Source organism: Exiguobacterium algae (genome assembly GCF_018617875.1).
In the GTDB taxonomy this organism is placed as follows: Bacteria; Bacillota; Bacilli; order Exiguobacteriales; family Exiguobacteriaceae; genus Exiguobacterium; species Exiguobacterium algae.
On sequence record NZ_JACSKZ010000004.1, the window covers coordinates 27,907 to 46,070 of the forward strand.

The following is an 18,164-nucleotide window of genomic DNA, read 5'->3' on the forward strand; positions in this document are numbered from 1 at the left end:
AACACATGATATCGGAGGGAATTTCATGAAAATCGCAATCACTGGCGGGACCGGTTTGATTGGTCAACCGCTCGTTCGTGCTTTGGCAGATGCCGGTCATCAAGTCGTCGTCTTGACGCGTCATCCCCGTCCCCGACATGGCGGCGTATCGTTCATTGAATGGCTGACACCGGACAGTCAACCGGAAAATGAACTGCAGGATGTCGATGCGTTCATTCATTTAGCTGGTGCGTCTATTAATGACGGCCGATGGACACATAAGCAAAAACAAGCCATTCTTCAAAGTCGTTTGGAAGGAACAAAAGAAGTCGTTCGGATCATCAAACAGATGAAGCAAAAACCGCAAGTCGTCATTAGTGGTTCTGCGATTGGCATTTACGGGGAAAACCGGTCCATCACCTACTCTGAATCGACACCGTTGCCGGACCGGACGAATTTTTTAGGGAACGTCTGCGTTCTGTGGGAAAAAGAGGCGGAAGCGATTCGGGACATGGGGATCCGGCTCGTCACGATGCGTACCGGAGTCGTCCTGTCGAATGACGGGGGAGCGTTCCCGCTCATGAAACTCCCTTATCAATTTGGCGTCGGAGGAAAAGTCGGATCTGGTCGACAGTGGGTGCCGTGGATTCACTTAGACGACCTCGTCCGCTTGTTCGTGCATCTGATCGAGACAGATTCAATCGAAGGACCGGTGAACGGTACCGCACCAACACCGGTTACGATGGATGAGTTCGGAAAAACACTGGGGAAGGTGATGCATCGCCCGCACTGGATTCCAGCCCCGTCCCCGCTTTTAAAGTTAGCCCTTGGAGAAAAGAGCGTCATCGTTCTAGAAGGCGCGAAAGTGGTCCCCACAAAAGCATTGAATCACGGGTTCAAGTTTCGTTACGAAACGTTGGAACCTGCATTAAAACAACTATTACATGAATCGTAAGGAGACAATTTCGTGAGTCATTTATTAATCCGTAACGCCCATATTTATCCGATTACCGCCCCACACTTTTACGGGGACCTCCGTGTCAAAGACGGAAAAATTACCGAAATGGCGGAGTTGCTCGAGCCCACTGAAGGCGAGACCTTCATCGAAGCGGAAGGGAACTTTTTATTCCCCGGCTTCATCGACGCCCACACCCATCTCGGACTCTATGATGAAGGGACAGGGTCGGTCGGGAACGATGCCAACGAGACGGTCGAGGCGATGACCCCCCATGCCCGTGCCCTCGATGGCGTCTATCCTTTGGACGAAGGATTTCATGAAGCGTTGATGGCCGGCGTCACAGCGGTCCAAGTCATGCCGGGGAGCATGAACGTCATCGGCGGTGTCACGAGTGTCATTAAAACGCATGGTCGATTCATTGAAGATATGGTCGTCCGTAGACATGCCGGACTTAAACTCGCCCTGGGGGAAAATCCGAAACGGATCCATAGTATGGGGAAAACCGGCGATTTGACCCGTATGGGAATTATGGGACTGTTACGCGAGGCATTCCGGACGGTCCAATCCACCAGCACGATTGGCACGTTCGGGAGTCAAATGATTCAGCTCGCCCTTGACCGCCAGATGCCGATTCGCGTCCACGCCCATCGTGCGGATGATATTTTATCGGTCGTCCGCCTGGCGAACGAGTTTGACCTCGATTATCGCATCGAACATTGTACGGAAGGTCACCTCGTCGCTGAAAAGCTTCAAGAACTCGGTGTCAAGCACGTGACGGTCGGACCGACATTCACCCGTAAATCCAAAATCGAACTCCAAAACAAGACGTGGGAAACATATCGCATCCTTCATGAGCACGGCATGATCGTCTCCATCACGACCGATCATCCGTACACGCCTGTCCAATACTTAAATTTATGTGCAGGACTTGCGGCTCGCGAAGGTTTACCGGTTGATGTTGCTTTACGCGGCATTACGATCAACCCGGCCGAATCACTCGGTGTGGATGACCGGATCGGCTCACTTGAAATCGGAAAAGACGCCGATCTTGTGCTCTGGAATCACTTCCCGCTCGACTATTTAGCGAAGCCGATTATGACGATCGTCAACGGTGAAGTCGTCTATAAAACGGACCGTGCGGAAACGCATCATGAGGTCGAATAATTTTCATTATTTTTCATAAGCGTTTTACGCATAATTTACTTGCTTTTTTAAAAATACTATATAAAATTATCTTGTAACTTCATAAAGCAGCCAAGGCGGTTCGAACAGCGAAGCCAGAAGTATGCTTTCGTTACGACTATTCTTCAGCGGTCTGAAATAGGAGGAGGAATGTAAAGGTGCTCAAATTTCGTGAGCTCACCGACTGCGCGGAGTTGTTCGAACTGATGCAACACCCAGATGTCTTTCCGTATGTCCGTCAAAAGACGGTCCACTTTGACGAATTTTTATTTAGCACGAAGCAAATTATCGAGCTAGAAGAGCAAGGAAACATCATCTCACGTACGATCACGAATGAGTTTGGTACCCCAATCGGGACAATCAGCTTGTTCGATGTTCAATCCGGCTATGGATTCCTCGGTACGTGGCTTGGCAAACCGTATCACGGTAAAGGTTATAATCAAGTCGCGAAGGAAGCGTTCTTCTCAGAACTTTTCTTCGAGCTTGATATGGAAAGTGTATTTTTAAAAATCCGAAAATCGAACGAACGGTCTATCGCAGCAGCAGAAAAGCTTCCTTATGCGTTCTGCGCGAATGAAATCCGTTCCGAGCTATTAGCGGAAATCAATCAGGGTGATGTCGAATATGTGTTGTATGAGGTATCCAAGTCGAGCTTCCAGCTTTACTTGCACTCTCTCCACGCACCGGAATTCGATGTCCCGTACGAGACACAACTCGAAGCGTAAGCCAATTCTGACAAAGGATTGGCTTTTTTGTGGCATTTTTGTGTGGATTTCATGTTGACAACTTGTCGAGCACGATTATATCTGTTCTAATTCGAAGAGATAGGTATGATAGAAGTATGAGGGAAAACTCACAACTCCCGTTAACCGTTTTGTAAAGGAGAATGACACATGTCAGATTCAGTGTTTCGGATTTTAGTGACTGACGACGAAGAACAAATGCGAGATTTACTCGTATCAAATTTAGAGAAGGAAGGCTATGAGACCGTCACTGCTACTAACGGACTCGAAGCCATCGATCTGTTAAAAGAGCAGACATTCCACCTCGTGCTACTCGATGTGATGATGCCTGAACTGGACGGATTGACAGCTTGTATGCGAATTCGGGAGTTTTCAAATGTCCCGATCATCTTGCTGACGGCACGCTCTGAAGAACTCGACCGCATTCACGGGTTGAAGATCGGTGCCGACGACTATATCACAAAACCCTTCAGTCCACGCGAGCTTCTTGCTCGCATCGAAGCGACACTTCGTCGGACCCACAGCTTCTCAAAAGAACAGGAAGCGACGTTCAACGTGGGGGACCTGTCGATTGACATCGAAGGCCGCGCGGTAAGTGTAAAAGGAAAAGCAATCAACTTAACGCGAAAAGAATTTGACCTGCTCTATCTGTTCATCACGAACGAAGAAAAGGTGTTCTCACGCGAACAGTTACTCGACCAAATCTGGGGAACCGAATATCACGGGAATCTCCGTACCGTCGACACCCACATCAAAACGTTGCGACTCAAGCTCGGTGAAGCCGGCGGTTATATCCAAACGGTTTGGGGCATCGGTTACAAGTTCGAGGCGAATGTATGAAGCGATATACGCTTCGGAAGCGGATTTGGATTACCATCTGGACAGCCAGCCTCTTCTCTGCGTTCGTCTTCATCATCATGACGTTTTATCTGTACGATAAATTTTATATTCAGACGCAAGAAGAACTGCTCATCAATCGTGGCGAAAAACTCGTCACGATTTATAAGGCTGACGGGTTCTCGGACGCATTCGCAGATAGTATGACCTATACGAATGAGTTGACGGAAACGAAAGTGTTTCTCTCCTCAGTCAGTGAAGAGAACCTCGGTTCAGGCAAGACGTTTCTTCGGCAACAGGATCTTGAACGTTTACAGGACGGTTATGCGATTTCCGTCACACGAAAGCACCCGACGGAAGATGTCGATATTTTAATGACCGCCTTCCCCCTCATCCGGGACGGCGAGCTCGACAACGCGCTGATTCTGTACATGGAACTGAATAAAATCAGCGAACCGTTCCAACCGATTCGTCTCATGATCACGTTTTTACTTTTTCTTATGATCGTCAACTTACTCTTGTTCGGAAAACAGATCATCGACACGATCATCCAACCGCTGATTCAAATGAAACGTGCCTCACAAGTATACGCCCAAGGCGATTTTTCACACCGTATTCCTATCGTCTATGACGATGAGATCGGTGAATTGGCCGACACGCTCAACTCGATGGCCGAATCCCTCGGCCTCGTCGAGGAGCAGCGGAAAGAATTTTTGGCGAATGTCAGCCATGAACTTCGTACCCCGCTCTCTTACATTCGGGGCTATACGGAGATGCTTCAAGACGCTTCGCTTGATGAAAAAACACGGGCCCAATATTATGACATCATCGAGAATGAAACGAATCGCCTTCAGCGCCTCGTTGCTGATCTGCTTGATCTCGCCCAACTCGAACGGGACTCTTACCCGATGACAAAAGAACCCGTCGTCTATTCACAAGTACTTGAAGATGTACTTTACCGGATTGAACCGATCGCCAAAGCGAAGGGCGTGACCATCGAATCCGATTTAGACTTTGATTTAATCATCCTCGGTGATCATGATCGACTCGAACAAGTCATCGGGAACTTGCTCGATAACGCTTTACGTTATACAGAGGCCGGCAAGACGATTCATGTGAAGACGTTCGCTGAGACGGATTACGCCATCACTGAAATTCGGGACGAGGGCCGCGGCATTCCGAAAGAAGATCTCGACAAGTTGACGGAACGATTTTATCGCGTGAACAAATCGAGAACTCGAAAAGATGGGGGTACCGGTCTTGGTCTAGCCATCGCAAAACATATTATCGAACGACATGACGGGTCGCTTCACTTCAGCTCGGAAGTTGGTGCCGGTACGACGGTCACGGTCGGTCTTCCCTTGTTACCCGAAGACGATTAAATAAAAAAGACAGCCGCGGCTGTCTTTTTTTATATGTCCTGCCCTTTATAGTATGCTTCTGACTCCTGTTCGAGCCGTTCCCGCTCCGCATGCGTTTGTGGAAAACCGTTCGCCTGCCAGTCGGCACGATGACTCGAGTCGAGTTGGGTGAGCCCTTTTTCGGCTTCGTCTTCGTCCGCATCCACACTCTCCATCTTATCCATTTTACGCCATGTATCTTCTTCCTCGTCGAGCGACAGCAACGCTACGACTTTCGGGGCGATGAGAACAGCTCCCGCAATCCCGATGACGACGCCCATCCAAACCTTTTTGTCCATCTCCATTCCTCCTTCACTATGACTTGTTGATTCCACTATTTCGATTCCTCAAAACCAAAACAGGCAGTTGTTTGCCCGGGGCCGGGATGTGGAATAGTGATGGTTAAAAGGAGGCGGAACCATGAATCAGGACAAACGTTCTTCCAAGCGTCGCTTCGATAACCCGGACGCTGTCGATACGGAGAAAGAGAGTATTTTTGACGAAGAAGGCATGCAAACCGTCGACCCCATCCCCGTTGAAGAATTGAATGAGCGGATGAAAGACGAAAAAAAGAAACGGCACTCAAAAGACGAGTCCGTGAGTGAGAAAAAATATACGGATCAATAAAAAAACTGCGGACGACTCGTCCGCAATTTTTTATGTTAAATCTTTCGGAGAAAATCCGTATGGTAACATTTCTTCTTTGGTCATCACTTTCGTCTCGCCGTCCATATTCGCGAGAATCAATGTAAAGTCATCTCCCGCGAATTCAGCGATTACTTGACGACAAGCACCGCATGGTGAGATCGGTCCTTCTGTGTCACCCACGACAACCACCGTTTCAATCTCCTTACTGCCTTCCGATACCGCTTTAAAAATCGCTGTCCGCTCTGCACACATCGAAAGACCGTAAGAAGCGTTCTCGACATTACAGCCCGAGATCTCTTTTCCAGCTTCATCGATGACAACAGCTCCGACATTAAACTTTGAATATGGTGTATAGGCATGACTGCGTGCTTCAATCGCTTTACCTACCAACTCTTGTACACGTTCTTGTGAAATCATTTGATGTTCCTCCACTTCTGTAGTCTTTAAGAAGTCTGACATCTGAACTATACCTTGAAAACGCTTTCTGTACAAGTGTTTTCACGAGGTCGTCAATATTTTTTCTTTTTCTTTTTCTCAAAGACGACAACGGACTCGACATGGGACGTTTGCGGGAACATATCATACGGTTGAACGTAATTCACCTTGTATCCGGCCTTCATCAGCTGGTCCGCGTCTCTCGCAAGCGTCTGCGGGTTACATGAAACATAGACGATCCGTTTTGTTTTGGATGAAATGATGGAGTTAATCAATTGATGGTCCATCCCCGTCCGTGGCGGGTCGACGACGACAACGTCAGGAATCCACCCGTCTTTCACCCAACGCGGGATCCAATGCTCGGCACGCCCTTCGACATACGTGACATGATTGTATCCATTTTCACGCATATGGTCGTTCGCATCTTCGACTGCTTCCGGCACGACTTCCATCCCCCGGATTTCTTTCGCGTGCGGCGCAAGCCACAATCCGATGGAACCAACCCCTGCGTAGGCGTCAATCACCCGTTCTTCTCCTGTGAGACCGGCAGCTTCGACGACTTCACGATACATTTTTTCCGTCTGGGCAGGATTCAACTGGAAGAATGCACGAGGCGACAAGTGATAATGTACATCGTCTAACTGTTCATCCATCTTCTCCTGACCGGCAATGTGAACAGTCCGGTACCCAAAGATCACACCTGAGCGATTGGCATTGATGTTGAGATGGAATGACACAACGTTCGGAAGTTCCATGATCCGGTCACTTAATTCATCCAAATCCGGTACGTCTTCGTGTCCGACGACGAGCACGACCTGAACATCGTCTGTCTTGTAGCCGGAACGGACAACGATTGTGCGCGCATAACCAGTGTCTCGACGTGCATCATATACGGGAATGTCCAGTTCGTTTAAAATCCGGACAATCGCATTGTTGATGTTTGTTGTATCACGTTGTTGAACCATACAGTGCTCAATCGGAACGAGGTGATTCGAGTTCGGTTTATACAGTCCCGAGACAATCTCCCCTCGTCTTGTGCCGAGCGGGAACTGGGATTTGTTGCGGTAGTACCATGGATCTTCCATACCGATTGGTTGACGAATGTCCGCTTTATCGACGTTCAATTTTGTTTTTTGCCGGAATGCATTGCGGACGATTTCTTCTTTATATTCCATTTGGAGTCGTGCGCTCATGTGTTGAATCTGACAACCGCCACACTCGTCATAAATCGGACAAGGGGCTTTGACGCGGTCTTTCGAATCGTTATCACGTTTGACAACCCGACCTTCCGCATAGTTTTTCTCCACTCGGGTAATTTCAATTTTTGCTTTTTCTCCAGGGAGCAGATTCGGGATAAACACGACCATACGATTGATGGTCGCAATTCCTTCCCCGTTAATACCGAGCCGTTCTGCGGTGACGCTCTTAAAATCTCCTACGATCAATTTCAATGTGATTCATCCTTTCGAGACGATTGGTCTAAGTCTTTGGCGTAACGTGCGACTTTCGCACGCAATGAATCAATGTCCTCTAACAGGCGGTGTAAATCTTCCGGCGTTGTGTGTTCGTCCAACGTATTGACAGATAGACACAGCAATTCTGTTCTTGATTTCAAGACATTCATCTTTCCAGCCGTGTCTGTTCGTGATTTACCCATGTTGTTATCGCTCCTTTGGTTCGTGACAAAGATTTGCTATTATAGCATACTATTTCGTGTAACTTGATGAAAAGGTGGAATCTACATGCAAAACATCTCCCCAGCTTTCGATCCGTGGGAAGCATATCTTGACCAGGTCGAACATGGTCGGCTCGTCTTATCTAACGTCGAAGTCACAACGACGAAACTATGCAACATGCGCTGTGAACATTGTGCGGTCGGATATATGCTCGACCAGACAGAAGAACCTACCGTTCCGCTCGACCTGCTCATTTCGAGACTCGACGAGATTGAACATTTGCGCGCATTCTCGATTACCGGAGGCGAACCGATGCTTTCGATGAAATCGGTGAAAAACTACGTCGTCCCGCTTCTTCGCTATGCGAAAGAGCGTGGTGCAAGGACACAGATCAACTCGAATTTGACGTTGCCGTTATCTCGATATCATCTTATTACCCCTTACTTGGACGTTTTGCACATCTCACATAACTGGGGAACAGATGAGGACTTCCTCGAGGGTGGATTTGCGATGATGGACCGCAAACCGAGTGAAGAAGCACGATTGAAAATGCTTCAGACGATGAAAGACAACGCCCGCGCACTTACGGCTGAAGGAATCATCGTATCCGCAGAAACGATGCTCAATAAACGGACCATCCCCCATTTGAAAGAGATACATGAAGAAATCGTAGCGCTCGGCTGTCAACGTCATGAAGTGCACCCGATGTACCCAGCAGACTTCGCGAGTGCCCTCGAAGCAGCTTCTCTTGCCGATACGCGACAAGCGATTCACGATTTACTCGACGTGCGCGATGAGAACGTCTGGATGCTTTTCGGGACGTTGCCTTTCTATGCTTGCTCCGATTTAGCAGAAGATCGTGCGCTGTTGAAGCGACTTCATGAAACGAAAAATGTGACTGTCCGAAACGACCCGGATGGACGCTCACGGTTGAATACAAATATTTTCGATGGGCAAATCATCGTCACGGACTTCGGTGATGAGCTCGGATCACTCGGCACGTTATTTGATACATCGTTCCAAGAAGCATACGAAACGTGGACAAACAGTGCATTGAACGCGTCATTGTCTTGTCACTGTCCAGCCGTCAAATGCCTGGGGCCAAATGCACTCGTCAAACAAGCCTATTACCCATCCGTCGATTTTCAAACGCGAGTCGCAAAATCGTTTTAATTATTTTTATCAGGGAATTATTCAGTAAACTAAAGAAATGGGGTGTGTAAGGATGACAGCCATCTACGTGTTCATCATTACAGTCATGGCCATCGTCATTTTCGGTGGCACGCTTAGTATTTTATTGACAGCCGCATTCGTTTCTGAAAAAGTAGAGCATGATGAAATGTTTAGTCAAGGTAGCTGGGATGATGAGTTGTTACATTTGAATCATTCTCCCCAACCTGTCGACGATTCTAAAAGCTGAGAGCCTTCTCGGCTTTTTACTTTGAACATGAATAATTGAGGTGTCAGTATGCTGCGTTTTCGCTTTTTGATTTTAATGTTGATCGTCTTCATCTCCGGCTTAATCCAAGGGGCACTCATCCCTTTATTGTCGACATTGATTGAACGAGACGGCGCCCCCGCCTGGTTGAATGGATTGAACGCGACCATGCTCTATTTAGGAGTCATCGTTTCCGCCCCGCTTCTCGAACGTTTCGTCCGCAAATACGGATTTCGACCGACGATCGTGCTCGGTATTGTGTTAACCGCGTTCGCAACGTTTGCCCTGCCACTCTGGCCGTCTCTGCTCATCTGGGCCATCATGCGCTTTATCATCGGATTTGGAGATTCAGCCTTGCATTACGGGTCTCAAGTATGGGTCACGTCTGCGAGCGATAAGAGAAGTTTAGGACGCGCAATGGCGTATTACGGCATGTCGTTCAGTCTCGGTTTCGCGGTCGGGCCGCTGATTGCCCCGCTGGTCGATCTTTATTTTTGGCTTCCTTTTTTGATTCTCTTGTTCTTCTGTCTCGCCTCACTTTTCCTTGTCTTTAAAGTGGAAAACGAGTATCCGGAGTCCGAAGTCACAAAGACAGACTCCAAAGGACGAATCCGTCTCATTTTCATCGGTGCAGGATACACCCTTTTGCCCGCATTTACATATGGATTCCTCGAAGCCAGTTTAAATGCCAATTTCCCGATTTTCACCGTCCGAAACGGGATGAGTTTGACCGAGACGAGTACATTGATTACGACGTTCATCGTCACCTCAATTATCGTACAGCTCCCGCTCGGCCGACTCGCGGATCGTTTCGGCAAGAAACGAATTTTGCAAATCGTACTAACGCTTGGAACGTTCGTCTTCGCATTCGCTAATCTGGCAATCGATCATTTCGCCTGGCTTCTCGTGCTCTTCGCTCTCGCAGGAGCAGGTTTAGGTTCGACGTACTCGCTCGGTCTTGCCCATATGACTGAAGTGCTTCCCCGTTCCCTCTTACCTACGGGAAATATGCTGTACAGCATCTCATTCAGTGTCGGTTCCATCACCGGTCCGATGATTGGTGCCCTCTGGTTATCTTTACCGAAAGAAGTTTATTTTTTCATGTACACACTCATTTTAGGCATTCTTGCAACGCGCCTGCTCACTTCGAAATCAAAACCCATCACCTTATAACAAAAAGAGACGGTTCACGCAGAACCGTCTCTTTTTCACTCTAATACGCTGTCGATTTTCACGTCGTTCAATTCAAGTGCTTGAATAAACACATCATCCAGTGCGAATGGTTCTGTCTCCAGACTGGCTAAAATATCAGAGCCGAGGGTGACCTCAATCACGCGATCATTGATATGCCACCTCGTCTGAATATCATCCCCTTGCCTGACAGCGAGTGTCGCTACTTGCCCGTGGCGTTTCTTCAAACTTTGACTTACGCACTTCATCACATACTTCACATACTCGTCCTTCGGTTGACGCGATATGAGGATGTTGCGGACAATCCGATTTCTTGTCATCTCTCTTCCTCCTTCCTTTGTCGTGTGCACGCAAGTCTTTACAGACGAAGACCGATTTTCTCATTCACCAAATTTCAGAATTTTTAATATATTTTGTCATGCCAACTCATTTCCGTCAACCTTACCTGTTCCTGCGTATCATCGAGTCGATTACCGTTTTACTTTCCGACCTTGGAAATAGGTCGAGAGATAAATACCCGCGACCACAAAGAACAAACCGACGATGGCATTCCACGGAATCGTCTCTCCGAGTAAAATTCCTGACAACATCACCCCGAACAAGGGAACAAAGAACATATAGAGAGAAATTCGACTGACTGGATTATGCTTCATCAACGTGTTCCAAAGTGTGAAGCCGATCGCAGAGAGCATCGCTAAATACAATAAAAATAATGAGGTCTGGAACGTATAAGGTAATGATGCACCAGACGGTTCAATGATCAGACCGATCACAAGTAAACCAAGCGAACCAATCACCATCGCCCATGCCGTCATCGGGGCGACATCATAGGACCGGGAATAATCTTTGGCGATCAGATTTGCAAAAGCCCCCGAAATCATCGCCATGATGAGCAGGATTTCTCCGGGGCCGAATCCGATTTCTGTACCGGAGGCGGGCCAGTTCGCAATCACAATACCAGAGAACCCGAGCGTCAACGCGATTCCTTTTAAGCGGTTCAACCGATCGTCTTCGTAGCGGAAGTGAGCAAGCAACATTTGAAAAAATGAAGTGGATCCGGCAATGATCGACCCTTGAACCCCAGTAGAAATCGACAGTCCGATGTAAAAGAATAGGTATTGAAGGAACGTTAAAAACGAACCGAGATGTGCGTAGGCTTTAATTCTTTGTCGGTCCAATCGAATCGACCGTTTCAACACGAAATGACTAATACCGAGCAACAACACCCCGGCAAGCAAAAAACGTTCCCCCGCAAAGAACAGTTGCTGACCGTATTCATTCGATTGAATGTCTAATTCGCGATAACTCAGTTTGATGAACGGGAACGCACTCCCCCATAACAATGTATTGAACAATGCTAAAAGCATGACTGTCCAGTTGCGCTGAAACACATTTTCCATGACACAATATCTCCTTAATCTTTTTGTTTGTGAACCACTTTGAGGAATGATAAAATAAACTTAGATAATAATTATTATAAATAAGATGAAGCTGACTAAAACTAAAAACACCTGTTTTGAGCGAAAGGATAATGATAATCATCATCAATCATTATCAATTAATCGAGATTCATTCTCATTTAGAAAGAAGGGACTTTTTATGAATGCACAAACCGTCTCGCAAGAAAAAGGCCACGTCTTCAAACGGGCCAGCTGGTTCGAGCATATCGAATTAATCATGGCACTCATCAGCGGTGTATTGATTGTACTCGCTTATATCGCTGAAACACAAGAAGGAGCCACTTGGACCTACGTTTCCCTCTACCTCATCGCGTTTTTAATCGGTGGCTACGCCAAAGCGAAGGAAGGCATCACAGATACATGGGAGACCAAATCCTTGAACGTCGAATTGCTCATGATTATCGCAGCGATTGGTGCCGCCTCGATTGGTTACTGGATGGAAGGTGCCATCCTCATCTTCATTTTCGCACTATCAGGCGCTCTTGAAACGTACACAATGAATAAAAATGAACGTGCCCTCGAATCTTTAATGGAATTGCAACCTGAACAGGCGACACGTCTTACTGCTTCGGATTCACTCGAAGTCGTTCACATTGATGATTTAAAAGTTGGGGACCGGATTTATGTCCGTCCCGGAGAACGGATTCCTGTAGACGGTCGAATCCTTAGTGGGAGTGCCTCTGTCGAAGAAGCGGCAATCACCGGTGAGTCCGTCCCTGTCGACCGCAACGTCGGTGATGAGGTGTTCGGGTCGAGCGTGAATTTAAACGGCGTCTTGACGATTGAAGTCACGAAGCTTGCAACCGAGACGTTGTTCCAAAAAATCATTCAGATGGTCCAACAGGCCCAGGAAGAAAAGTCACCGTCCGCTCAATTCATTGACCGCTATGAAGGACGTTACGTTCAGATTGTACTCCTGTCAGTCACGGCGATTATTCTCTTCGGACCTTTTTTGACCTCGTGGTCTCTTGAAACAAGCATCTATCGGGGGATGATTCTTCTCGTCGTCGCCTCCCCTTGCGCCCTTGTTGCCGCAATCACGCCGGCTGCTCTTGCCGCGATTGCATCATCGGCCAAACATGGGATTTTGTTCAAAGGCGGTGCCCATATCGAAAACATGGGCCGTCTGAAAGCCATCGCTTTTGACAAAACCGGAACGTTAACCATCGGTAAACCGATTGTTCAAAAAGCGATGATTCACCCTGAACTGGACACGGCGACCGTCTATCGAGTCGTCAGTCTGATCGAGGAACATTCGACCCACCCGCTTGCTGAAGCGCTCGTCGCCTTTACCGGAAAACATGAAGGAGAAATGCGTGATTTTAAAGATGTGACCGGTTCAGGGATCGAAGCGACGATTGACGGGGTGTCGTACCGCGTCGGCAAACAGAAGTTTGCTGACCGAAGCGGTGACTTTTTCCGTGAAGAGGTCGAGCAGTTGAAAGCCGCAGGGCATACCCTCGTCTTCATTAGTGACGAAACCCGCACGATTGGCGCGTTCGCACTCCGGGATACGTTGCGTCCCGAGGCAAAAACGGCCATCGAGCAGTTAAATAAGCTTGGCATTGCCACAATTATGATCACTGGCGACAATGAGGCTACCGCTCGCGCCATTTCTTCCGAGGCCGGCATGACACGTTTTATCGCCGAATGCCTGCCCGAAGAAAAGGTAGAGCAAATCAAGTCGTTGCGCGAAGAGTATGGTTCAATCGGCATGATCGGGGATGGGATCAACGACGCACCGGCCCTCGCCACGGCAGATGTCGGGATTGCGATGGGTGAAGGAACAGATGCCGCTCTTGAAACCGCGGATGTCGTATTGATGAAAAATGATTTAGTTCGATTAAGCGACGGTATTCGACAATCTCGTAAGTTGAATCGAATCGTGCTCCAAAACGTCATTTTTGCGCTCGGAGTCATTCTTGTCCTGATTGCAACGAATATCTTCGAGTTGCTTGTGATGCCATTCGCCGTCGTCGGTCACGAAGGGTCAACAATCCTCGTCATCTTAAACGGTCTCCGCCTCCTCACTTCTTCATGGAAGTGACAAAATTCGACAAACAGACGCAATCGAACATTGAAAGCATATGTCGATTTCGTTATAATTGAAACAATGTGTCTAACAGACGGAAACAGATCGAAAGATTGGCTAAAGGTGGTACAAGATATGAATACGATTGCAGTCATCGGCAAGGTGTTTGTCGATATAAAAGGAACGTCCTTCGCACCGCTTCATAAAGATGCGAAAAACGTCGGCGACATCACTTTCTCTAATGGCGGAACAGGCCGGAACGTTGCCCAAAACTTAGGTGTTCTTGGAAACGATGTCCGATTCGTCTCTACGGTTACGAACGATCAAATCGGTGTCGGTGTCCTAGAAGAACTTCGGGGCATGAACGTCAATGTCGAGCAAGTCGATATGCTCGAAGACAACGGTATGGGAATGTGGCTCGCCGTCATGGACAACAACGGTGATCTTCAAACTTCAATTTCCAAACAACCGGACGAAGCTCGTATGGAAGAAGCGATTTTACGTCGGATTGACACGGTATTCGAAGACAGCGATGCCGTCGCAATCGACTTGGATCTGTCGGTCAACGTTTTGAATGAAACGATTGAACTTTGCCGCGAGATGAAACTTCCCCTCTACGGTGTTTGTGGGCATTTGTCCGTCATTGAGCGGAATCGTCATTTACTTCAAGGCTTTACCGGCTTCATTTGCAGTCGTGAAGAAGCTGAAATCTTGTCTGATATGTCAATCGTTACCGTCGATGACGCGTTACGCGTCGCTGAAGTACTCGCGATGAAAGGCGCCCCACTCACGATTGTCACAATGAGTGAACTCGGTGCGGTATACGTCGACCTACGAACAAACGAGCAAGGACACGTCCCGACGACAAAAGTAAAAGTCGCAGACTCTACCGGAGCCGGTGACTCCTTCTTCTCAGCTGTCATTTCGGAGCTCATGAAGAAGCGTCCGATCGAAGATGCGCTTCGACTCGGCATGCGGGTGGCTGGCAAAGTGATCGGCTCGCATGAGAATGGATTGACAAAAGAAATGTATGAAACATTAGAACAACCTACTCGGGATTGAGACAAACGCATCGACGTCAAGTCGATGCGTTTTGTTCAAGTCACACTTGAAAGGAAAGGAACGATTGATTTGGTGAGAACAAAGCAACGTAGCGCGATCATCCTGATGAATGACCAGGATGAGGTCGCTTTAATTCGTAGAGAAAAAGAAGATGTATTGTATTATGTGTTCCCAGGCGGTGGTGTTGAATTTGGACATACGACTGAAGAAACCGCTGTACGGGAGGCTTTTGAAGAGTTGGGCGTTCATGTCAAACTCGAAGGAGTGGCAGCCTATGTCGCCTTCAACAATGAACTGAATCCTTATTATTGGGCAACGATGACCGGCGGCGAATTCGGGACCGGGACCGGCGAAGAATTCCAGGCCGAACAGACGAATGGCTCGTATACCCCATTGTGGGTGAAGCGTTCAGCCCTTCCGCATCTTCCGGTTCGTCCTCCTTCACTAGCAGAAAAGCTTGCTTCACACGAAGAACGCTTTTATGACTTGATGCTCGCTGAGGACTAATCATGTGTATCCTCTTGAGAAATAGGGAATCTGACTTCTAACGAAAGATGAATCAGGAGGACTGCACTATGGCAATGGATGAAGTGAAAGAAAAGAAAAATTGGCTCTCATTCGCAAAAGAACTTTTCCGCCGATTTAAAGAACACGATGTACAGGATTATGGCGCCACCCTCGCTTTTTTTTGGTTCTTGTCCATCTTCCCCGGCATCATCTTTATTTTGGCCTTACTATCATTCTTTGATATCTCACAAGACTCGTTTCAAGATCAACTGAACGATTTAGCGCCCGGATCCGCGGCCTCTGAATTTCTGACCGGAATATTCGAAGCGATTGGAGAACCTCGAGGTGGGCTCCTCTCACTCGGTGCGATTTTAGCAATTTGGTCTGCGTCTAAAGGAGTCGATCGATTGATTACGACCGCCCTGCATGCGTATGGGGAAGACAATGAACGTAACTTCTTCGTGAAAAAGGGACTGGCACTCGGCCTCACCCTTTTACTCGGCGTCGGCATGCTATTACTGATTCTTTCAAACGTGTTCGGTTCGCAAATTATAGAGTTCATCTCGAACTACATCCCGATTTCAGGAGCGGACACCGTGATGATCAACGTCTTCCGCTATACACTGACCACACTCGTCTTGATTTTGACGCTGTCCATCTTCTATAAAATTTCTCCGCAACAACATGTTTTTTGGAAAAGCACGTTACCCGGTGCGATTTTCGGAGTCATCGGTTGGCAACTTGTCTCTCTGGGATTCAGCCTGTATGTATCGAACTTCGGCAGTTACGACTCGACTTACGGTTCACTCGGAGGCATCATCGTCACGTTGCTATGGCTTCAACTGACCGGCATGATCATCCTCATCGGTTCTGAAATTAATGCTACATGGATGCGTTACTTCAAAACGCCGAGCGAACAAGAATATGAACGAGACTTTAAGAAAAACAAAAAGAAAGCGAAACATAAAGATCAGGAAGATGATTATCAGGACATCCCTACGAACACGTATGGATAAAAAACAAACGAGCGAATCCGTTTTGATCGGATTCGCTCGTTTTTATTCAGGCTTTAACCGGGTCTAACCGGCCTGTGTTCGGATCAATCACAAAGCCATACACATTTGTTCCGGGTGGCAACAAAGGATGATTGTTAATTAAATCAACCGAGTGAACGACGTTCGCTTCCACCGAGTCAAACCCGTGTAACCATTGTTCCAGGTTCACACCGGAAGCTTTCAGTGTTTGGAGCGTCTGTTGCTCGATGCCACGACGTTCCATTTCTTCAATGACAACGTTCGGTTCAATCGCAGCCATTCCGCAATCATAGTGACCGATTACGATGACCTCTTCCGCTCCAAGTGCATATAAGGCGACTAAGATTGAGCGCATCGCCGACCCGAACGGATGAGAGAGGACTGCCCCCGCATTTTTGATGATTTTCGCATCCCCGTTCTTGATCCCAAGAGCTTGTGGCAACAATTCCGTCAAACGCGTATCCATACAAGTTAAGATGACGACTTTTTTATCCGGGAATTTGTCTGATACAAATTGTTCATATTGTTTTTCCTGAACAAAGCGTTTATTGAATTCAAGCATTTCTTTTACAACTGACACGTAAACCCCTCCCCTATTCTTACATCATGTATTTCGAAACAATGAGTCCGACGACCATCCATGCCCCGAACAACGTATTTACTTTCGCAGTCATCGCCATCGCCGGCATGAGTGCGGCCGGCTCGGCCTTCTCCCAAAATTGCTTCACAGCCTGAATCATCATCGGGATGGTCAATAAGGCTAGCAGTACCCAAGGTGTCACATCGTACAGGACGACCGCAACAATGAGCCCTAATAAAGCAATCATAAAGAAACCGGCTAATACGAGGACAGCCCGACGGTGACCGACAAGGCACGCAATCGTCTTCCGTCCGTTTACTTTATCATTATCTAGATCCCGAATATTATTCGCAAGCAGGATTGCTCCGATCAATAAGGCCATCGGGAACGATACGAGCAACAATTCTGTCGTAACCTGTTCGATTTGAATGTACCCGGAGATTCCAATAATGACATATCCCATAAAGAGTCCCGCGACCAACTCCCCAAACGGCGTATACGCGATCGGAAGTGGTCCACCTGTGTAAAGGTATCCGACGAGCATCGACAGCACGCCAATCCAAATCAAATGCCAACTCGTTGTACCTGCGATATATAGACCGAGTAGCGCCGCCACCCCGTACATTCCAAGGGCAATTGTTAGGACCTGTTTCGGGGTGAAGCCGTCCCGAACAATCGACCCTCCGATGCCAATCGACCCCTCATGATCAAGACCGCGCTTATAATCATAGTATTCATTAAATAAATTCGTTGCAATTTGAATGAGCATTGAGGCGACCAACATCGCTAAAAACAGCCCCCACTTCAACTCGGTTTCATCGATGACGATGAACGTCCCGAGCAACACAGGGATAAAGCTCGCTGTAAGCGTGTGTGGTCGAATCATTCGCCAATATGCACTTTTTGATTTTTGTCTCATGCAGTTCCCTCCCTCCGTTAGTTTACGTCTCGATGAAAAAATCTGTCAACGACAGTCTCTCGCGCAGACATCAAACCATTTTT

The 18,164-nt window shown here is 47.7% G+C and carries 21 protein-coding genes; 13 read left to right on the forward strand and 8 right to left on the reverse strand.

Translation table 11 applies throughout. The annotated features are described in order from the left end of the window. Positions 1-25 precede the first annotated feature (25 nt). From KNP03_RS10255 to KNP03_RS10275, 5 genes are all read left to right on the forward strand, one after another. Positions 26-934 carry a TIGR01777 family oxidoreductase gene (locus KNP03_RS10255; protein ID WP_214829014.1) on the forward strand — a complete coding sequence of 303 codons (909 nt, stop codon included), beginning with the start codon at positions 26-28 and terminating at the stop codon, positions 932-934. Between the two features lie 12 nt (positions 935-946). Then, on the forward strand, positions 947-2,101 hold the full coding sequence (locus KNP03_RS10260; RefSeq protein WP_214829016.1) for an amidohydrolase: 1,155 nt from the start codon (positions 947-949) through the stop codon (positions 2,099-2,101). Between the two features lie 176 nt (positions 2,102-2,277). Continuing rightward, entirely contained in the window at positions 2,278-2,844 is a 567-nt protein-coding gene (locus KNP03_RS10265) for a GNAT family N-acetyltransferase (RefSeq protein WP_214829018.1), read from the forward strand. A gap of 168 nt (positions 2,845-3,012) precedes the next feature. Beyond that, the gene (locus KNP03_RS10270; protein WP_214829020.1) at positions 3,013-3,702 is read left to right on the forward strand and encodes a response regulator transcription factor; all 690 of its coding nucleotides are present in this window, start codon (positions 3,013-3,015) and stop codon (positions 3,700-3,702) included. Then, positions 3,699-5,081, forward strand: a complete 1,383-nt coding sequence (locus KNP03_RS10275; RefSeq protein WP_214829022.1) for a sensor histidine kinase — start codon at positions 3,699-3,701, stop codon at positions 5,079-5,081. The genes KNP03_RS10270 and KNP03_RS10275 overlap by 4 nt, the downstream gene beginning before the upstream one ends. A gap of 29 nt (positions 5,082-5,110) precedes the next feature. Here the strand turns inward: KNP03_RS10275 and KNP03_RS10280 are convergent, their stop codons facing one another. Beyond that, the gene (locus KNP03_RS10280; protein WP_214829024.1) at positions 5,111-5,398 is read right to left on the reverse strand and encodes a hypothetical protein; all 288 of its coding nucleotides are present in this window, start codon (positions 5,396-5,398) and stop codon (positions 5,111-5,113) included. A 121-nt stretch (positions 5,399-5,519) separates the two neighbouring features. Between KNP03_RS10280 and KNP03_RS10285 the strand changes: the two genes are divergently transcribed. Beyond that, on the forward strand, positions 5,520-5,726 hold the full coding sequence (locus tag KNP03_RS10285) for a hypothetical protein (protein ID WP_214829026.1): 207 nt from the start codon (positions 5,520-5,522) through the stop codon (positions 5,724-5,726). A gap of 30 nt (positions 5,727-5,756) precedes the next feature. Here KNP03_RS10285 and KNP03_RS10290 read toward each other — a convergent pair whose 3' ends face one another. From KNP03_RS10290 to KNP03_RS10300, 3 genes are all read right to left on the reverse strand, one after another. Next, positions 5,757-6,164 carry a cytidine deaminase gene (locus KNP03_RS10290; protein WP_214829028.1) on the reverse strand — a complete coding sequence of 136 codons (408 nt, stop codon included), beginning with the start codon at positions 6,162-6,164 and terminating at the stop codon, positions 5,757-5,759. A 92-nt stretch (positions 6,165-6,256) separates the two neighbouring features. Then, complete coding sequence (gene rlmD, locus KNP03_RS10295; RefSeq protein WP_214829029.1) at positions 6,257-7,633, reverse strand: 23S rRNA (uracil(1939)-C(5))-methyltransferase RlmD; 1,377 nt, start codon at positions 7,631-7,633, stop codon at positions 6,257-6,259. Beyond that, positions 7,630-7,839, reverse strand: a complete 210-nt coding sequence (locus tag KNP03_RS10300) for a hypothetical protein (protein ID WP_214829030.1) — start codon at positions 7,837-7,839, stop codon at positions 7,630-7,632. The genes rlmD and KNP03_RS10300 overlap by 4 nt, the downstream gene beginning before the upstream one ends. Before the next feature lie 85 nt (positions 7,840-7,924). Between KNP03_RS10300 and yfkAB the strand changes: the two genes are divergently transcribed. The 3 genes from yfkAB to KNP03_RS10315 are packed head-to-tail and all read left to right on the forward strand — an operon-like array spanning position 7,925 to position 10,469. Next, positions 7,925-9,031 (forward strand): radical SAM/CxCxxxxC motif protein YfkAB, encoded by a 1,107-nt coding sequence (yfkAB, locus tag KNP03_RS10305; RefSeq protein ID WP_214829031.1) that lies wholly within the window; start codon positions 7,925-7,927, stop codon positions 9,029-9,031. A 52-nt stretch (positions 9,032-9,083) separates the two neighbouring features. Beyond that, positions 9,084-9,278, forward strand: a complete 195-nt coding sequence (locus KNP03_RS10310; protein ID WP_214829032.1) for a hypothetical protein — start codon at positions 9,084-9,086, stop codon at positions 9,276-9,278. Between the two features lie 48 nt (positions 9,279-9,326). Beyond that, entirely contained in the window at positions 9,327-10,469 is a 1,143-nt protein-coding gene (locus KNP03_RS10315) for an MFS transporter (RefSeq protein WP_214829033.1), read from the forward strand. Positions 10,470-10,504: 35 nt separating this feature from the next. Here the strand turns inward: KNP03_RS10315 and KNP03_RS10320 are convergent, their stop codons facing one another. Next, positions 10,505-10,807 (reverse strand): hypothetical protein, encoded by a 303-nt coding sequence (locus tag KNP03_RS10320; protein ID WP_214829034.1) that lies wholly within the window; start codon positions 10,805-10,807, stop codon positions 10,505-10,507. A gap of 150 nt (positions 10,808-10,957) precedes the next feature. Beyond that, positions 10,958-11,887, reverse strand: coding sequence for a DMT family transporter (locus KNP03_RS10325; protein WP_214829036.1), 930 nt, complete (start codon positions 11,885-11,887; stop codon positions 10,958-10,960). Between the two features lie 199 nt (positions 11,888-12,086). Here KNP03_RS10325 and KNP03_RS10330 point away from each other — a divergent pair, with 199 nt between their 5' ends. The 4 genes from KNP03_RS10330 (at position 12,087) to KNP03_RS10345 (ending at position 16,564) form a co-directional block, all read left to right on the forward strand. Continuing rightward, on the forward strand, positions 12,087-13,994 hold the full coding sequence (locus KNP03_RS10330; RefSeq protein ID WP_214829038.1) for a heavy metal translocating P-type ATPase: 1,908 nt from the start codon (positions 12,087-12,089) through the stop codon (positions 13,992-13,994). Between the two features lie 120 nt (positions 13,995-14,114). Next, positions 14,115-15,041: a carbohydrate kinase family protein gene (locus tag KNP03_RS10335; protein WP_214829040.1), complete on the forward strand. Its 927-nt coding sequence runs from the start codon at positions 14,115-14,117 to the stop codon at positions 15,039-15,041. A 24-nt stretch (positions 15,042-15,065) separates the two neighbouring features. Continuing rightward, on the forward strand, positions 15,066-15,548 hold the full coding sequence (locus KNP03_RS10340) for an NUDIX domain-containing protein (protein WP_214829042.1): 483 nt from the start codon (positions 15,066-15,068) through the stop codon (positions 15,546-15,548). A gap of 68 nt (positions 15,549-15,616) precedes the next feature. Next, complete coding sequence (locus tag KNP03_RS10345; RefSeq protein ID WP_214829044.1) at positions 15,617-16,564, forward strand: YihY/virulence factor BrkB family protein; 948 nt, start codon at positions 15,617-15,619, stop codon at positions 16,562-16,564. Positions 16,565-16,610: 46 nt separating this feature from the next. Here KNP03_RS10345 and KNP03_RS10350 read toward each other — a convergent pair whose 3' ends face one another. After that, on the reverse strand, positions 16,611-17,162 hold the full coding sequence (locus KNP03_RS10350; protein ID WP_214829046.1) for a beta-class carbonic anhydrase: 552 nt from the start codon (positions 17,160-17,162) through the stop codon (positions 16,611-16,613). A 19-nt stretch (positions 17,163-17,181) separates the two neighbouring features. Then, positions 17,182-18,081: a 1,4-dihydroxy-2-naphthoate polyprenyltransferase gene (locus KNP03_RS10355; RefSeq protein WP_214829048.1), complete on the reverse strand. Its 900-nt coding sequence runs from the start codon at positions 18,079-18,081 to the stop codon at positions 17,182-17,184. Positions 18,082-18,164 lie beyond the last annotated feature (83 nt).

Excerpts from the sequence above, each read along its gene's own strand:
- KNP03_RS10255 (WP_214829014.1), top strand. The coding sequence starts at position 26 with ATGAAAATCGCAATCACTGGCGGGACCGGTTTGATTGGTCAACCGCTC.
- KNP03_RS10270 (WP_214829020.1), top strand. The coding sequence starts at position 3,013 with ATGTCAGATTCAGTGTTTCGGATTTTAGTGACTGACGACGAAGAACAA.
- KNP03_RS10275 (WP_214829022.1), top strand. The coding sequence starts at position 3,699 with ATGAAGCGATATACGCTTCGGAAGCGGATTTGGATTACCATCTGGACA.
- KNP03_RS10280 (WP_214829024.1), bottom strand. The coding sequence starts at position 5,398 with ATGGACAAAAAGGTTTGGATGGGCGTCGTCATCGGGATTGCGGGAGCT.
- KNP03_RS10285 (WP_214829026.1), top strand. The coding sequence starts at position 5,520 with ATGAATCAGGACAAACGTTCTTCCAAGCGTCGCTTCGATAACCCGGAC.
- KNP03_RS10290 (WP_214829028.1), bottom strand. The coding sequence starts at position 6,164 with ATGATTTCACAAGAACGTGTACAAGAGTTGGTAGGTAAAGCGATTGAA.
- KNP03_RS10300 (WP_214829030.1), bottom strand. The coding sequence starts at position 7,839 with ATGGGTAAATCACGAACAGACACGGCTGGAAAGATGAATGTCTTGAAA.
- yfkAB (WP_214829031.1), top strand. The coding sequence starts at position 7,925 with ATGCAAAACATCTCCCCAGCTTTCGATCCGTGGGAAGCATATCTTGAC.
- KNP03_RS10310 (WP_214829032.1), top strand. The coding sequence starts at position 9,084 with ATGACAGCCATCTACGTGTTCATCATTACAGTCATGGCCATCGTCATT.
- KNP03_RS10315 (WP_214829033.1), top strand. The coding sequence starts at position 9,327 with ATGCTGCGTTTTCGCTTTTTGATTTTAATGTTGATCGTCTTCATCTCC.
- KNP03_RS10320 (WP_214829034.1), bottom strand. The coding sequence starts at position 10,807 with ATGACAAGAAATCGGATTGTCCGCAACATCCTCATATCGCGTCAACCG.
- KNP03_RS10325 (WP_214829036.1), bottom strand. The coding sequence starts at position 11,887 with ATGGAAAATGTGTTTCAGCGCAACTGGACAGTCATGCTTTTAGCATTG.
- KNP03_RS10330 (WP_214829038.1), top strand. The coding sequence starts at position 12,087 with ATGAATGCACAAACCGTCTCGCAAGAAAAAGGCCACGTCTTCAAACGG.
- KNP03_RS10335 (WP_214829040.1), top strand. The coding sequence starts at position 14,115 with ATGAATACGATTGCAGTCATCGGCAAGGTGTTTGTCGATATAAAAGGA.
- KNP03_RS10340 (WP_214829042.1), top strand. The coding sequence starts at position 15,066 with ATGCGTTTTGTTCAAGTCACACTTGAAAGGAAAGGAACGATTGATTTG.
- KNP03_RS10345 (WP_214829044.1), top strand. The coding sequence starts at position 15,617 with ATGGCAATGGATGAAGTGAAAGAAAAGAAAAATTGGCTCTCATTCGCA.
- KNP03_RS10355 (WP_214829048.1), bottom strand. The coding sequence starts at position 18,081 with ATGAGACAAAAATCAAAAAGTGCATATTGGCGAATGATTCGACCACAC.